Annotated in this window: 14 protein-coding genes; 8 read left to right on the top strand and 6 right to left on the bottom strand. The window is 35.3% G+C overall.

What is annotated here, in order from left to right; translation table 11 throughout:
* The 3 genes from P8M54_RS06300 to P8M54_RS06290 all read right to left on the bottom strand — a co-directional run.
* A partial coding sequence (locus P8M54_RS06300) for a CDP-glycerol glycerophosphotransferase family protein (protein ID WP_300286360.1) occupies positions 1-1,104 on the bottom strand: 1,104 nt, incomplete at its 3' end.
* 34 nt (positions 1,105-1,138) lie between these two features.
* A complete protein-coding gene (locus P8M54_RS06295) occupies positions 1,139-2,239 on the bottom strand; it encodes a DegT/DnrJ/EryC1/StrS family aminotransferase (protein WP_300286358.1) in 1,101 nt (366 codons plus the stop codon).
* Positions 2,236-3,213, bottom strand: coding sequence for a GNAT family N-acetyltransferase (locus P8M54_RS06290; protein ID WP_300286356.1), 978 nt, complete (start codon positions 3,211-3,213; stop codon positions 2,236-2,238). The genes P8M54_RS06295 and P8M54_RS06290 overlap by 4 nt, the downstream gene beginning before the upstream one ends.
* 117 nt (positions 3,214-3,330) lie before the next feature.
* On the opposite strand from P8M54_RS06290, the gene P8M54_RS06285 reads away from it, so the two are divergent.
* Positions 3,331-5,142 (top strand): gliding motility-associated C-terminal domain-containing protein, encoded by a 1,812-nt coding sequence (locus P8M54_RS06285; RefSeq protein ID WP_300286354.1) that lies wholly within the window; start codon positions 3,331-3,333, stop codon positions 5,140-5,142.
* A gap of 4 nt (positions 5,143-5,146) precedes the next feature.
* On the opposite strand, the gene P8M54_RS06280 is transcribed toward P8M54_RS06285, so the two are convergent.
* Complete coding sequence (locus P8M54_RS06280) at positions 5,147-5,749, bottom strand: trimeric intracellular cation channel family protein (RefSeq protein ID WP_300286352.1); 603 nt, start codon at positions 5,747-5,749, stop codon at positions 5,147-5,149.
* 204 nt (positions 5,750-5,953) lie between these two features.
* Between P8M54_RS06280 and P8M54_RS06275 the strand changes: the two genes are divergently transcribed.
* From P8M54_RS06275 to P8M54_RS06245, 7 genes are all read left to right on the top strand, one after another.
* Complete coding sequence (locus P8M54_RS06275; RefSeq protein WP_300286349.1) at positions 5,954-6,739, top strand: RNA methyltransferase; 786 nt, start codon at positions 5,954-5,956, stop codon at positions 6,737-6,739.
* 26 nt (positions 6,740-6,765) lie between these two features.
* Positions 6,766-8,313, top strand: a complete 1,548-nt coding sequence (locus P8M54_RS06270; RefSeq protein ID WP_300286347.1) for a serine hydrolase — start codon at positions 6,766-6,768, stop codon at positions 8,311-8,313.
* Positions 8,314-8,416: 103 nt separating this feature from the next.
* A complete protein-coding gene (locus P8M54_RS06265; protein ID WP_300286345.1) occupies positions 8,417-10,636 on the top strand; it encodes a RelA/SpoT family protein in 2,220 nt (739 codons plus the stop codon).
* Between the two features lie 138 nt (positions 10,637-10,774).
* Positions 10,775-11,278: a transcriptional repressor gene (locus P8M54_RS06260; protein ID WP_300286343.1), complete on the top strand. Its 504-nt coding sequence runs from the start codon at positions 10,775-10,777 to the stop codon at positions 11,276-11,278.
* Between the two features lie 43 nt (positions 11,279-11,321).
* A complete protein-coding gene (locus P8M54_RS06255; protein WP_300286341.1) occupies positions 11,322-12,593 on the top strand; it encodes an adenylosuccinate synthase in 1,272 nt (423 codons plus the stop codon).
* A gap of 191 nt (positions 12,594-12,784) precedes the next feature.
* Positions 12,785-13,729 carry a cellulase family glycosylhydrolase gene (locus P8M54_RS06250; protein ID WP_300286339.1) on the top strand — a complete coding sequence of 315 codons (945 nt, stop codon included), beginning with the start codon at positions 12,785-12,787 and terminating at the stop codon, positions 13,727-13,729.
* A gap of 13 nt (positions 13,730-13,742) precedes the next feature.
* Positions 13,743-14,324: an NUDIX domain-containing protein gene (locus P8M54_RS06245; protein ID WP_300286336.1), complete on the top strand. Its 582-nt coding sequence runs from the start codon at positions 13,743-13,745 to the stop codon at positions 14,322-14,324.
* A gap of 82 nt (positions 14,325-14,406) precedes the next feature.
* Here P8M54_RS06245 and P8M54_RS06240 read toward each other — a convergent pair whose 3' ends face one another.
* Entirely contained in the window at positions 14,407-15,045 is a 639-nt protein-coding gene (locus P8M54_RS06240) for a peroxiredoxin (protein WP_300286334.1), read from the bottom strand.
* An 82-nt stretch (positions 15,046-15,127) separates the two neighbouring features.
* On the bottom strand, positions 15,128-15,732 hold a 605-nt coding region (locus P8M54_RS06235; RefSeq protein WP_300286332.1), incomplete at its 5' end, for an AEC family transporter.

Below are 15,732 nucleotides of genomic sequence, written 5' to 3'. Positions count from 1 at the left end.
CATAACTGACTCCTTTCTGATCATAAAAAGTGATGGTTTGCCCGTTATTAAATATTCGGCCATGAAGGAACCGCAGTCATGAATGAGCGCATCAGAGGTTAAAAAAAGATCAATATAATCCCCATTCTCTAACTGACCGTTTTCTAAATTCTCCCATTTAGAATAGTAGGCAGTCGTTTTCTCTTCTCCCCAATTAGGATCTTGCTCTAATTTAATTCGCAGCAACGGATGCGGCTTGAAGGCAATTTGAATTTTATCACTATACCTGCTTGCCAGTTCTAAAAAAACATCACAATATTCCAAAAAATTAGACACTTGATTGAGCTCGTGCATGGAGTGATGCGGAGCCCAAATAATTTTCTTTAATTTTTGGTTTTTATTTTTCCAAACCGAAAAATCGGGTTTATCACAAAGCAAAATTGGATCAAAACCAGGGTAACCTGTTAGTACATTATTGAACCCTTTATTCAACTGCCGATCTATTGCGATATGCTGGTGCAGTGGAGTTTCAGAAAAAATTTTCCAAACCAAATTATGAAAATCAGTATTGTAAAACAACTCATATTTAGTGGTCATAATCGCATACGGAACGTAGCAAGTTAAAGTAGTTTTAAACTGTTTGATGTAATACCTATAATCTTGTACTCCTTCATATGGATTGGTATAAAAAACCAAATCAGGTTGGAAATGCTTCTTAATATCTAGGTATTCTTCAGTTGTTTCATTGAATGTTTTGGTAACAATATAGCCTTTGTTTTTAAAAGATTGATAGGTTTTCTCCATTTCAGCTAGCCTGTTTTCTTTGCCGAAATTCACAACAGGACAAACAAAAAGTGACGGTTCAAATCGAGGATGCTCTAGCATGATCTTGTATAAAATATCATATTTCCAAACCGACTCATGAGTCAAGAAAAAAGCAACTTTCACGATTTCCTTGTTACGAACCAATTCTAGAGCTTTTTTATGATGATTTGGGGCTTGCTTAATCAAATACCAATTACAGCAATATTGATACGTTTTAATTAGCCTGCTTTTACCAAGAACAAAAAACCACCAAACGGAAGTTGGTGTGTGTTTTTTTACTATTTCTTTCAAGTTGTTCATGGTTGCAAAGGGTTACGCTTTTTATTGGAAAAAATTAATATTGATTTATAACTTTTATAATAAAATGCACTTCTTCGTTAGTTAGTATTGGACTTATTGGCAAACTCAAAACGGTATCATGAATTTGCTCCGTAATTGGAAATGACAAATGATTCAATGATTTCAATGCTTTCTGTTTATGTGGTGGAATTGGATAATGGATAACCGTTTGAATACCATTCTGCAACAGATATTCTTGTAAATCTTCCCTATTTTTTGTTCGAATAACGAACAAATGAAAAACGTGATTATTGCTTAAATCCCAAGCAGGAAGGAGTATTTTGTCATTTTTAATTTCTGCTAAATACCGTCTTGCGATGGTTCTTCGTTTTTCATTATCGGTATTTAAATGAGGTAATTTTAGACTCAAAAAGGCAGCTTGTAATTCATCTAATCTCGAATTTACGCCAAGGAATTCGTTCTGGTATTTCGTCTCTGAACCATAATTTCTTAAAGCAAAAACGACTTTGGCCAAATCATCATCATTCGTAACCACCGCGCCACCATCCCCTAAAGCACCTAAATTTTTTGCTGGATAAAAACTATATGCTTGAGCATTTCCTCTATTTGAATTTGGATATTCACTTTCAAAAATAGCACCATGTGCTTGTGCCGAATCTTCAATTAACAGGAGATCATTTGCTGCAGCAATAGAACATATTTTATCCATTTCAGCCAATTGCCCATATAAATGAACAACGAGAATCGCTTTCGTTTTTAAACTAATATTGGACTCGATCAATTGGGGATCTAAATTATAAGTATCTTGCTTTGGCTCGACCAAAACAGGAACTAAACCAGCCTCAATAATTGCCATGATACTCGCTATATAAGTATTGGCAGGAACGATGACTTCATCTCCTATTTGTAATTTACCTAATTGAATATACCCTTTAAAAATCAATACTAAAGCATCCAAACCGTTCCCTACTCCAATGCAATGTTCAGATTGACAGAACAACGCAAACTGTTTTTCGAATTCCAGTACTTCATTTCCTAGCACGTACCAGCCACTTTCTAAAACCGACTTCAATTTTTCTTGAAAGGCTGTGTTATAAGCTGCGTTCACTTTTTTTAAATCCAGGAAAGGTATCATATAATCGCCGTTTCTAAGTGGTAATAATTAGCTGTTTCAATTTCGTAAAAATCTTGAATTGTAGTGCTGGCGCCAAAACTCTCTTTCCATTCTACTAATCCGGCATTCAATTCCTTCCCTTGATTTTCATTCGAACTTCCAAAATCAAAATAATTTTTATCTGCAAAAGTAGTGCGAATCAAATGATCAAATAAAAAATCAAGACTTCCAGAATTCTTCTCCTTTTCGTATTTTGAAATGTATTGGCAATGTGCTGTAGTTTCGGTTTCAAAAATAGTAGTTCCGGCAATAAGCTGCCCTTTACGATACACATTAAATTGACGGATATTAGCTGGAAATTTATTTCGTAAGTAAGTGATTTCTGCTATGGAATGAACGGGACTAACTTGGTGGCGTGTTGCCAAATTTGGAATTAAAATTTCGTTCCAAAAACACTCAAAGTCTGTTTCTTCTTTGATAATCAAATTATTCTTAATTGCTTTTTGAATGCCTCTTTCTCGTAGCTTAGAAAAAGAAAAGTCTTTTTTCAAATCAATTACAGCTAATGAATCTCGGCGAACGAGCTGCGCTTTTGCCAAAAACAAAGCAGCTGCAATTTCGTCCGATGGTTTTTTATAATAATAAGATGGAATTGTTTTCACATGCAATGTACTAATTCCCTCCTTATTTAAGAATGACAATATGGCTTTAAAACAACCTATAACATTCACTAAACTAAGTCCATCTTCATAAACTAAACCGCCATAACTAAGTCCTGAATGTGAAAAAACAGTATTTTGCAATGTATTGGCAGGTAGTACCGCTACGCAATTTTTTCCCGAAAAAACCAATAAAGAATAATCTTCAAAACGATCTTGATGGTATTCCATAAAATCGCGATGAAATAAAAAAGTACCATTTTTGGCGGTACTTATAAAAGCATTCCAAATACAATAATCGCTAGGCTCATATATTTTAATCGTGTATTTTTTCAAAGTCAATTGTATAAAGGAGTAAATTAAGTAATTATTCTATAATTTTAGGGTATCAAGTGGAATAAGATTTCCAAATAATTTAATGTCCATAATAATAATTGGGCAAGGACCATTACAATGAATCAAAAACGACAACTTAATTTTATACTTTGGATGCTGCTATTATCTTGCACTGCTTACAGTCAAGATATCGAATTATTCAAACAGTATAATGGACGGTACGATTTTGTTTTCATTGGAAACACCTTAAATAAGGCAGAAAACGGCACTGGCGCTCCCTGTGAAATTAACACTAGCTCATCAGCTACTTTAGCACTTAATCCTACCGATCAAATTGAAAGCGCTTATTTATACTGGGCCGGCTCAGGATTGGGTGATTTCCAAATAAAATTAAATACTATCGATGTGGTAGCAGATCGAACTTTTAGTGTGGTTCAACAAACCTCCGGACTCCCTTTTTTTAGTGCTTTCGCAGATATTACCAATCAAGTAAAACAAACGGGCAATGGTACCTATACTGTATCAGAATTAGATTTAAACAATGTGATCGACTTCTATTGTTTTAATGGAACTAATTTTGGTGGCTGGGCAATAGTACTAGTGTATAAAAATGACCAACTTCCGCTGAATCAACTTACCATTTATGATGGCCTCCAATATGTTCCAAACGAGATTAACATAGTCTTGAACAGCTTGAACGTAATTGACAACCAAGACGCACGCATAGGTTTTGTAGCTTGGGAAGGCGACCAATTTATCAGTGTAAACGAAACGCTAAGAGTCAATGGCAATCCTTTGAGTAATCCACCGCTCAATCCCGTAAACAACGCTTTTAATGGTACCAATAGTTTCACAGGATCCAATACGCTTTACAATATGGATTTGGACGTTTACAATATTCAAAACAATATTAAAGTGGGCGATACATCCGCTCAAATACAGTTAACATCAGGACAAGATTTTGTGATGATTAACACTATAGTTACCAAGTTAAATAGTCAATTACCTGATGCTAATATTATAATTAATTCGGTTAAAACTACCTGCGACTCTAAAGAAGTCGCTATTGCTTATACCGTCTTTAATAGTAATTGTACCAACAGTTTGCCAGCGGACACACCTATTTCATTTTATGCCAATGGAAATCGAGTGGGTAGCAGCAAGACCAATACAATTATACCAATTGACGGCAGCGAGCAAGGAAGCGTACTAATCAAAGTACCCGATAACACAGTTTCTCCCTTTACTTTGGAGCTAAGTGTAGACGACCTTGGAAACAGAATAGGAATTATAACCGAATTAAATGAAAATAATAACAGCGCATTTGCCAACAATATCTTTTTAAAAAATTCACCCAAAATTAACACGGTTGCAAATTTAACAGCTTGTAACGAAGGATTTGGAATGGCAACTTTTGATTTTTCAAATTACCAAGAAAGTGCAAAAGTAGCTTCCAGCGACACAGTGAGTTTTTATTCCTCTTTAAAAGAAGCTACCCTCGGAGTAGATCAAGGTGGAATAACTGTTCCTTCTACAACAGGATTTCAGGCTAAAAATCCCATTACGACGATTTATATTAGGGTGCAAAATGATTTTTGTTTTACGATAACCTCTTTTCAATTACTAGTTAAAAACTGTTTGCCTAAAATATACAACTTCGTATCAGCAAATAACGATGGTATCAATGAAAGTTTTTCAAGCCAAGGTTTGAAAAATATCTTTACCAATTACAAAACAAGTATTTACAACCGTTGGGGCGTTATGCTATGGGAAGGAAATAATGCTACCGCTGACTGGAACGGATACGCATCAAAAGGATTAACTTGGGGCACTAGTAAGTGTCCGGATGGCACTTATTTTTATGTTATCGAATTAAATGATAAAGAATTCCCAGAGCCTCTAACCGGATTTATCTATTTAACTAATTAGCGCGCTACACCTTATCCAAAACTGGTAAATACCATTTGTACTTGACTGCCATTAAGCGAACTGATATAATCACCACCGAGGTACTGAGGTACAAAACGTCCTCATTTAACTGCATTTTCTTGAGCAGAAAAAAAACAGCACCGCCTAAAATACAAATAGTAGCATAAATTTCTTTTCGAAATATAACAGGGATTTCATTGCACAAAATATCGCGAATCACACCTCCAAAACAAGCTGTCATCGTACCTAACGCTATGCAAATTACTGGATGTAACCCAATATTTATTCCTTTTTCAAGACCAATTAAAGTAAAAACTCCCAAACCAATCGTATCAAACAAAAATAAAGAAGTGCGCAATTTGTCAAATTTACGACGGAAAACAATAGATAAAATAAATGCAAAGGCAATAACATAAACATATTCTAAATCTTGCATCCAACCCACCGGCGTACGACCAATCATGACATCACGCAGGGTTCCCCCTCCTACAGCCGTTACGAAAGCGATAATAAAAACACCAAAAGGATCTAGTTTTTTACTGATAGCTGTAAGCGCGCCCGACATGGCAAAAGCAATGGTACCAATAATATCTAATAAATGAAACATGAAAAATAGTTTAGGATAGCTACTGGATTCCTTTTCGCAATCCGAATTGGGGCAAAATTAGCTAAAATTAGTGGTAAACCGCTACTTTTATAGTCGCTAATCCATTCTAAATGACCCTCACAAATAATCTGTTGGGATGTATCGAAAACTGTACTTTCTCTGCGTATCTTTGTTTTTTATTAAGCCATTAAAATGTAAATTCCCTTGAAACAAATTACTTCCATTCAAAATCCCTTCATAAAAACCTTAGTTTTATTACAAGAAAAGGCAAAAAATCGCAAGCAAAGCGGCAGCTTCTTGATCGAAGGGCAACGCGAAATTAGTTTAGCACAAAAAGGGGGTTATGAAGTAGAAACTATTTTGTTTGCTCCTGAAATTTGCAGTGAATCAGCAGCGCGAAAACTTTCCAAATCAGCTGAATTGATCGAAATTAACACGGCTATTTTTCAAAAACTAGCGTATCGAGATACAACCGAAGGTATTTTGGCTGTAGCCAAAACAAAATCAATGCACTTAAGCGACCTAAAACTTTCGGAAAACCCGTTAATTCTAATTGCTGAAGCCCCTGAAAAACCCGGAAACATTGGTGCATTACTCCGCACCGCTGATGCTGCTAATCTCGACGCGGTGATAGTAGCAAACCCTAAAAGTGATTTGTACAGCCCAAATATTGTACGATCTAGCGTAGGCTGCTTATTTACAAACCAAATTGCAACAGGAACCACAGCTGAAATAATTGCTTTTTTAAAAGAAAAAAAAATCAATTTTTACTGCGCCACACTGCAAAACTCAACGGCTTACCACACTCAGGATTACACCACACCAACCGCATTAATTGTGGGTACAGAGGCGACGGGATTAACCCAAGAATGGCGCGATGCAGCTACGCAAAATATCATTATTCCGATGCAAGGCGAAATAGACAGTATGAACGTTTCAGTTGCGGCAGCCATATTAATCTTTGAAGCCAAAAGACAACGAGGATTTTAAAAATTCAACTAAAAACCAATCTAATTATGAAAAATAAAGTATTTATAGCCCTAGCGCTTATCAGCAGTGCATTTGCTTTCGCACAAATAAGCGAGCCACAAGTCGATGCTTTAGTTAATAAAACCTTGACCGCTTTTAATGTACCTGGAATTGCAGTAGCGATTATCAAAGATGGCAAAGTAGTCCTAGCCAAAGGATATGGAGTCAAATCGATCGAAACGAAAGAAAAGGTAGATGCAAATACACTGTTTGGTATTGCATCTAATAGTAAGGCTTTTACAAGCGCTGCATTAGCTATTTTAGTTGATGAAGGAAAAGTAAAATGGGACGATAAAGTGGTTAAATACCTTCCTAATTTTAAAATGTATAGCGATTATGTAACCCAAGAATTCACTATCAGAGACCTTTTAACACATCGAAGTGGTTTGGGTTTAGGAGCTGGAGATTTAATGATTTGGCCTGATGGCAGCGATTTTACTGCCCAAGATATCGTTCAAAACTTACAATATTTAAAACCTGTTTCTGCATTTAGAACCAAATACGATTACGACAACCTGTTGTATATTGTAGCTGGCGAAGTCATTCATAAGGTAAGTGGTAAAAGCTGGTGCGATTTTGTCGAAGAGCGTATTATGAAACCCTTAGAAATGAATAACAGTGCTGCTTCGTACGTGCGACTAAAGGACTCGACCAATATTATTGCTCCTCATGTTCCTATGAATGGCAAACTGAAGGTGATTAGAAGGTATCAAAACCAACTATTCGATGCTGCTGCCGGAATTTACTCTAGTGTAAATGACTTGAGCAAATGGGCTATTATGCAAATGAATAATGGAAAATACGGCCCTGAAAACAAATCGCTATTCTCTGAAAAAGAACATGACGAAATGTGGCAACTACAAACTATTATCCCAACTAAAACAAGAGCGCCGTACTTCACACATTTTAATGGCTACGGTTTAGGCTGGTTTCTTAGCGATGTAAAAGGATACAAACAAGTGACGCATACCGGCGGTTTAGAAGGTATTGTAACACAAACGACCTATATTCCGGAGTTGCAACTTGGAATTATTGTCTTAACCAATCAACAATCAGGTGCGGCATTTAATGCGATAACAAATACCATCAAAGACAGTTATTTAGGGATTGCATCCGAAGATTATGTTAGTGTTTACGCTAACCGCGCAAAAGCAAATGAAGAAACGGCCGATAAAACTACGGATGAAGTTTGGGCTCAAGTCGCAAAAAACAAAAAAGATAAAATCAAAACCGACCTGAAGAAAATTGTAGGAACCTACAAGGACAATTGGTTTGGAAATATCGTATTATGGGAGAAAAAAGGACAGTTGTACTTTCGCTCAGAACGCTCTTCTCAACTAGCGGGTGAAGTCTTTTTTTACAAGGACGGAAACTATGTTGTAAAATGGAACAATGCTTATTTTCATGCCGATGCTCATTTAATTTTCGGATACGATACTAATGGAAACGCTAGTACACTTAAAATGAATGCCATATCTGAATTAACTGATTTCAGTTATGATTTTCAAGATTTAAATTTCACTAAAATCAACTAATAATTCGACTTGGAACAACCTAAAAAATGTTTACGCCATACACGCGATTAGGCTTGCATATATGGGAAGTATTCGCTATTTTTAGGAAGTAAATCCTGCTGTTATGATCGAAATAGATATAGAAAAAGAAAACAAAGCCATTGCTCACGAATACAAGGAGTTACTCCGGATTAGTTATCAAACCTTAACCGCTGAGGATAAAAAACTAATTAGGAAAGCCTTTGACGTGGCTGTAGATGCGCACAAAGAACAGCGAAGAAAATCAGGGGAAGCCTATATATTTCATCCTATTGCTGTTGCAAAAATTGTAGCTTCAGAGATTGGTCTTGGCGCTACCTCAATTGCAGCTGCCCTGATGCACGATGTAGTTGAAGACACACCTATAACAGTTAAGGATATCGAGAAAATGTTTAATCCTAAAGTAGCGCAGCTAGTGGAAGGATTAACCAAAATATCGCTAGTGCAAAAAGACATGAATGTGTCGATGCAAGCAGAGAACTTTCGCAAAATGTTGCTAACGCTTAATGATGACGTACGGGTAATCTTGATTAAAATTGCTGATCGATTGCATAATATGCAAACCATGGAATCGATGGAGGATTACAAGCAGGTAAAAATTGCGTCCGAAACGCTATATATCTATGCACCATTAGCACACCGCTTGGGATTATACAACATTAAAACCAAACTCGAAGATCTAGGTTTGAAATATACCGAACCAGCTATTTACAACGACATTGTAAGTAAAATCAGAGAAACAAAAGAGCAGCAAGACGCATACATCAAAGATATTTCAGATATATTAAAAACCTCTTTAGATGCCGAGGGTGTGGAATACATTATAAAAGGCAGACCAAAATCTATTTATTCCATCAGGCGTAAAATGAAAGCTCAGAATGTAAGCTTCGATGAAGTTTACGATAAATTTGCTTTGCGTATCGTTTACAAGTCAACGCCACACGAGGAAAAATTTGTTGCTTGGAAAATCTATTCTATCGTTACAGACCATTATAGACCCAGCCCTAGCCGATTGAGAGATTGGATTTCTTCGCCTAAATCTACGGGCTACGAAGCCCTGCACATTACCGTAATGGGACCAAAGGGTCGTTGGGTGGAAGTGCAAGTACGTAGTGAACGAATGGACGAAATAGCGGAGAAAGGATACGCCGCACATTATAAATATAAAAATGGTGCGACTGAAGAAAGCGGATTGGATGTTTGGTTGAATCTATTAAAAGAAGCACTAGAAAACTCAGAGTCGAGTGCGGTGGATTTTGTAGAAGATTTCAAAATGAATTTGTATTCCAAAGAGATCTATATTTTTACTCCAAAAGGAGATATAAAATCACTCCCAAAAGGAGCAACCTCTCTGGATTTTGCTTTTAGTATTCACTCTGAAATTGGAATCAAAACGCGTGGTACTCGTGTCAACGGAAAACTAGTACCGCTAAACTACGAATTAAAAAGTGGTGACCAAGTTGAAATTATTACTTCACCTAACCAAAAACCAACCATCAACTGGTTGGATTATGTAACCACTTCTAGAGCCAAAAATAAAATCAGAAATGTTCTCAACGAGAATACTAAAAAAATTGCCGAAGACGGAAAAGAAGTTCTTACCCGAAAATTAAAACATCTTAAAATAACACTGAACGAAACCGTTGTTAATGAGTTGGTCAACTTTTTTCAATTAAAAACTAGTTTAGATCTCTTTTATAGAGTGGGCGTGGGTGCAATCGAAAACCAGCAACTTAAAGATTTTGCTGCGCAAAAAAGCAATACGTTAATCAATTTCTTTAAAAATAAAATCAAACGATCAGGGCCAACATCTGACGGTGATATCCACAAACAAATACTAAGTAATAATTACGATTTAATCGTTTTTGGTAAAGAGCAAGACAAGCTAGATTATAAACTTTCGACTTGTTGTAACCCAATTCCAGGCGACCAAGTATTTGGTTTTGTTACCATTAACGAAGGAATCAAAGTACACAAAAAAGATTGTCCAAATGCCATCTCGATGCAGTCTAATTATGCTTACAGGATAATGCAAGCAAAATGGATCGACTCGTCACAGCAAGAATTCCATGCTATTTTAAATATTACCGGTATGGACACGTTGGGTCTTACTAATGAGTTGACCAAAGTAATATCGAATAATATGAACGTTAATATTCAGAGCATTTCCTTGAATGGCGATGCTGGACTGTTTAAAGGACAATTGACAGTAATTGTTCAAAACATAACAATCCTGAAGAAACTAATAGACAACATTAAGAAAATTGATGGTATCGACAAAGTGACTCGTGTTTATAAAAATTGATATTCAGTAAAAAAATAGCTATTCAACTCGTAATCAAACACAAAAACACTATTTATTAAATTTTAAACACCTATTTTTATTTCGCTTCCTATCGATAAACACGATAAGTTTTAAAATAAAAAATTATCTTTGCCAGATATGACACTCATTTCCACAGATAACAACAAAAACCAAGAAATTGTAAAAAATGTTTTTACAATGTATCTTGAGCAAAAAGGACATCGAAAAACACCTGAAAGGTATTCTATACTCCAAGAAATATACGAAAGCGAAGAGCATTTTGATATAGAGAACCTCTACATCAAAATGAAAAACAAAAACTATCGTGTTAGTAGAGCTACTTTATACAATACGATTGAATTATTGCTAGACTGTGCACTTGTTAGAAAACATCAGTTTGGACAAAACCAAGCACATTACGAAAAGTCCTATTTTGACAAACAGCATGATCATATCATCATGACTGATACCGGAGAAGTAATTGAATTTTGCGATCCAAGAATACAAACCATCAAGAAAACGATAGAGGAAATTTTTGATATCGAAATCACAAATCACTCTTTGTATTTATACGGTGTTAAAAAGACTCCAAAAGCAGAAACAATAACAGAAAATAGCACCAACACAGACGAACAACTGTAGTAGTTGCTCATCAATAAAAATTAACTACAAATAATAAAATAGAATGACCGTAGATTTATTACTAGGATTACAATGGGGAGATGAAGGAAAAGGAAAAATCGTTGATGTATTGACATCAAAATATGATATCATCGCTCGTTTCCAAGGAGGACCTAACGCAGGACATACGCTAGAATTTGACGGTATCAAACACGTGCTAAGAACAATCCCATCTGGAATTTTTCATGGTAACAACGTAAACGTAATTGGAAATGGTGTTGTGATCGACCCAGTTGTTTTTAAAAGTGAAGTTGATGGTTTAGCTAAATTTAATTTAAATCTAAAATCTAAATTAATCATTTCAAGAAAAGCACACTTAATTTTACCAACACACCGTTTACTTGATGCAGCTTCAGAAGCTTCAAAAGGAAAAGCGAAAATTGGTTCTACACTTAAAGGAATTGGTCCAACTTATATGGACAAAACAGGTAGAAACGGAATTCGTGTTGGAGATATTGAATTAGCAGACTTTAAAGAAAGATACAGAGCTTTAGCTGATAAGCACGAAGCAATGATCGCTTTTTATGATGTAAACATACAATACAACTTAGCAGAATTAGAAAAAGAATTTTTTGAATCTATCGAAGATTTGAAAAAATTAGATTTTATAGATAGTGAAGAGTATTTGCACCAAGCTCAAAAAGCTGGAAAATCCATTTTATGTGAAGGAGCTCAAGGTTCTTTGTTAGATGTTGATTTTGGAACGTATCCTTTCGTTACCTCTTCAAATACTACTGCTGCAGGTGCTTGTACCGGTTTGGGTATTGCTCCAAACAAAATCAAAGAAGTGTATGGTATCTTCAAAGCATATGTTACTAGAGTTGGTAGCGGACCCTTCCCTACTGAGCTTTTTGACGAGGACGGATCGACTATGGCACGCGTAGGAAACGAATTCGGTTCAGTTACTGGCAGACAAAGACGTTGTGGTTGGTTAGACTTAGTAGCGTTAAAATATGCGGTACAAGTAAATGGTGTTACGCAACTAATGATGATGAAAGGCGATGTTCTTTCTGGCTTTGAAACGTTAAAAGTATGTACGGAGTACAACTACAAAGGACAAAACATTGCTCATTTCCCGTACAACATTGAACCAGAAAATGTAACTCCAGTTTACCAAGAGTTTAAAGGCTGGAAACAAGATTTAACTGGAATGACTACTTACGAGGAGTTACCGACAGAGTTAAAAGAGTACATTGCTTTTATTGAAAAAGAAATTGAAGTACCTATCAAAATTGTTTCTGTTGGACCAGATAGAAAACAAACAATATTGAAATAATATAAAGTAACGCTCTGAAATTTCAGAGCGTTTTTTTTATAACTCTTTATTTATCTTTAACTTGCAATTAAATTTGAAAAATTTAACAACTAGTAAATTATTCTATTTTGAACAGAAAGTACTTTTTTGAAGCAATTTGTATTTATATAATTTTTGTCACTATTTTCAGTGCATGCAAAAAAGATGAAATAATGCTTTCCACTAATGATATTAAAAAATTCCAAATTGTTCAATCTAAAATTATTTATAATTCAAAACCTGTTCAACTTATAGGAGCTAATGCGTTTCATGTTTTTAGTTCTGGCAGTACTGATATGAATATTTGGAAAATTGATATTGTACGAGAATTTATTGGGAATATGAAAGAAACCCCAATAAACGGCAATACAATTCTAGATTCAAATGGAGCCTACCTCTATTCATTGCAACGTATAATTGATGATAATAGAGCAAATAATCGCATAACCATTTTATGTCCTTTTGGTTGGGACGGGCTAGCATCAACTGAATTTACAGGTAAAAGTCCAGCTCAAACATCTTGGTGGAATGACTACAAGATAAAATTAGCACAATGGGCAAAGCAATTCAAAAATCAAGAAGATGTATGGATCGAGGTATGGAATGAACCCTATAGATACGATAGAAAAGATGGATATACTGATGATTTATGGATGCAAAACATGAACGAACTAGTAAGTATTATTAGGAGCATGGAAAATGAAAACATTATTTTAGTACCATGCGCTGAACAAGGACAAGACGAAAGTGTTCTTTTAAATAAAGGTGGCGATTTCCTTCGAAACAAATCGAATATTTTATTTGATATTCACGCTTACGAAAAATGGCTTTTAGAAAATGATGACATTATTAATAATCGACTTGAAGTATTAAAACAAAAAAACTTACCAATATTTTTTGGAGAGACTGCACCTTTAAATGCAGGCCTTTTAATGAACACGAAACCATTTTTGGAAATCATATACAAACGAGGACTTTCAGTAAGTGCTTGGGTTTGGAAAAAAGACGAAAATGATGTAGACGCCTTGCTAACGAAATCTGGTTTACCAAATAACAACAAAAACAACAATTGGGGCACTACTTTTTACACTATTAGCACCCAAGTAAGAAATCCATAAAAACTATTCAAAAATGTACAATCCCGAAATAAAAATTCAAAAAACAGACTTGCTTTCAAACAACAAGTACTTGCTTAACAAAGTTACTTTTGATTATAAAAAAAATGACAATTCTTGGATCACGCAAAAAAGAGAAGTTTATGATCGAGGAAACGGAGCCGCAATCTTGTTGTATAATTCTGAGACTCAAAATGTCATTCTTACAAGACAGTTTCGTTTACCTACTTACCTAAACGGGAATCAGAGCGGAATGTTGATAGAAGCCTGTGCGGGCATGTTGGACCTTGATGAACCGGAACAATGCATCATTAGAGAAACCGAAGAGGAAACCGGATACCGTATCACTAATGTGAAAAAAGTGATGGAAAGTTATATGTCACCTGGCGTACTAACGGAAATACTTTACCTGTTTGTGGGTGAATATAACGAATCGATGAAGGTAAACGAAGGTGGCGGTTTAGAAGAAGAACAAGAAAACATTCAAGTGTTAGAAATGCAATTTGACGCTGCTTACAACATGATCGCAACTGGCGAAATAAAAGATGCAAAAACAATGCTTCTTTTGCAATATGCAAAAATTAATTTAGGGTTCTAATGTTCAATACAACCCTAGCTACTTCAATTAAAAACAGCCACAAAAATCTTTTTTTGTGGCTGTTTTTTAGAATAAAAAGTGACTATTTATTTGGTTGAGGTGTCATCCTTAAATAGTATTTAATTCTATTGAATCCCTTTGGAAATTTTGCTGGAATATCTTCATCTTTAATGGAAGGAGATATTACAACATCGTCCCCATCTTTCCAGTTTGCTGGTGTGGCAACGCTGTAATTAGCCGTTAGTTGTAAACTATCAATCACACGCAACAACTCATCAAAGTTACGACCAGTTGAAGCCGGATACGTCAATATTAATTTTACTTTTTTATCGGCACCAATAACAAATACAGAACGTACTGTAAACGTATCATCTGCGTTTGGATGAATCATATCATACAAACTAGCCACTTCCTTGCTCTCGTCTGCTATAATTGGATATTGCAAAGTCACCTCTTGCGTTTCTTCAATATCTTTAATCCATTTTAAATGCGACTCTAATCCATCAACACTCAAAGCAATTACTTTAGTGTTTCGCTTTTGAAATTCAGTATAGTAATTAGCTACCGTACCTAATTCAGTGGTACAAACAGGTGTGAAATCAGATGGATGTGAAAAAAGTACACCCCAAGAATCTCCTAACCACTCATGAAATTGAATGGTACCTTTTGTTGTTTCTGCTTTAAAATCTGGAGCACTATCTCCTAATCGTATCGTTGACATATATTATAATTTTTAGTTTGTTTAAAATTACTAATTATATACAAGAGTACGGGAAAACATACCTTAAATAAAAGCTAAATATCTAATGCCAAAATTGCAATAAAAAGTACCAGCCGGCTAAGGTTATAAAGGATAACGGAATACCGAAGCCAATCATCATACTGCTCAATTTTGGTTTTAAACCATAGGTAGAGGCCAATATACTTCCAGTAATCATAGGTGCCATGGCTGTTTCCATAATAACAACATCAATCATAGTCGAATGTTGTTTTAAAATAATTATATAACCTACAAAAAATAGCGCAGGCATAAGTATTAATTTAAATAACATTCCTAATCCAAGAAAACGCCAATGCGCACTCCTACTATCAAAATTTAATTGTAAACCTACTGATATCAGCGCTAATGGTGTAATCAAACTTCCTACTCCATGAATCGCTTGTTGAATTACATCAATAAAATCAAGATTGCAAATATTCAGAATACATGCCAATAGAAAAGTTAAAAAAGGAGGAAACAAAAATACTTTTTTAAAAATTTGACTCGCAGTTGCTACTCCCTTTGAATGCATCGTAGCAACCAAAACACCCAAGGTAGCCAAGACGACAAAACTTCCGGGTTGGTCGATCATAATTGCCGTTTTCATTCCCTCTGGTCCATAAATGGCAGCAATGATCGGAAAACCTA

This window comes from Flavobacterium sp. (genome assembly GCF_029242675.1).
Lineage (GTDB): Bacteria > Bacteroidota > Bacteroidia > Flavobacteriales > Flavobacteriaceae > Flavobacterium.
Note: the sequence above shows the minus strand (reverse complement) of the source record. Positions and strands in the feature narration are given on the sequence as shown.

What these genes read in the sequence shown, in the direction of transcription:
- P8M54_RS06295 (WP_300286358.1), bottom strand. Translation starts at nt 2,239, where the DNA reads ATGATACCTTTCCTGGATTTAAAAAAAGTGAACGCAGCTTATAACACA.
- P8M54_RS06285 (WP_300286354.1), top strand. Translation starts at nt 3,331, where the DNA reads ATGAATCAAAAACGACAACTTAATTTTATACTTTGGATGCTGCTATTA.
- P8M54_RS06280 (WP_300286352.1), bottom strand. Translation starts at nt 5,749, where the DNA reads ATGTTTCATTTATTAGATATTATTGGTACCATTGCTTTTGCCATGTCG.
- P8M54_RS06270 (WP_300286347.1), top strand. Translation starts at nt 6,766, where the DNA reads ATGAAAAATAAAGTATTTATAGCCCTAGCGCTTATCAGCAGTGCATTT.
- P8M54_RS06265 (WP_300286345.1), top strand. Translation starts at nt 8,417, where the DNA reads ATGATCGAAATAGATATAGAAAAAGAAAACAAAGCCATTGCTCACGAA.
- P8M54_RS06260 (WP_300286343.1), top strand. Translation starts at nt 10,775, where the DNA reads ATGACACTCATTTCCACAGATAACAACAAAAACCAAGAAATTGTAAAA.
- P8M54_RS06255 (WP_300286341.1), top strand. Translation starts at nt 11,322, where the DNA reads ATGACCGTAGATTTATTACTAGGATTACAATGGGGAGATGAAGGAAAA.
- P8M54_RS06250 (WP_300286339.1), top strand. Translation starts at nt 12,785, where the DNA reads ATGCTTTCCACTAATGATATTAAAAAATTCCAAATTGTTCAATCTAAA.
- P8M54_RS06245 (WP_300286336.1), top strand. Translation starts at nt 13,743, where the DNA reads ATGTACAATCCCGAAATAAAAATTCAAAAAACAGACTTGCTTTCAAAC.
- P8M54_RS06240 (WP_300286334.1), bottom strand. Translation starts at nt 15,045, where the DNA reads ATGTCAACGATACGATTAGGAGATAGTGCTCCAGATTTTAAAGCAGAA.